1 pseudogene is annotated in these 248 nt (G+C 54.0%); it reads right to left on the bottom strand.

Annotated features, from left to right (window positions below):
- Window positions 1-248, bottom strand: a pseudogene (locus ACTHS4_RS12300) (peptide chain release factor H); the annotation flags it as partial.

Below are 248 nucleotides of genomic sequence, written 5' to 3'. Positions count from 1 at the left end.
CATATCGGGCAAGCGGAAAACGCCTATATACCAATTTTTGCGCGGATGTTTCGGACGGACAGGGCTGGGGCATATCCATTGGAGCGTCCCCTGCCAAGTTTGCGCTAGGCTTTCGGCTTTCTGCCCTTCCAACTTGAGCGTCGCCGACAAAATGCCGTGCTTATCGGCGGTTTCGGTAACAAGTTCGGCATCAATGCCTTTGGCTTGGGCTTCGGCAAACAGCTTGCCCAAGACGAAACGGGCAAATA

It is taken from the genome of Neisseria sp. P0014.S009 (genome assembly GCF_051958155.1).
Lineage (GTDB): Bacteria > Pseudomonadota > Gammaproteobacteria > Burkholderiales > Neisseriaceae > Neisseria > Neisseria flavescens_C.
Note: the sequence above shows the minus strand (reverse complement) of the source record. Positions and strands in the feature narration are given on the sequence as shown.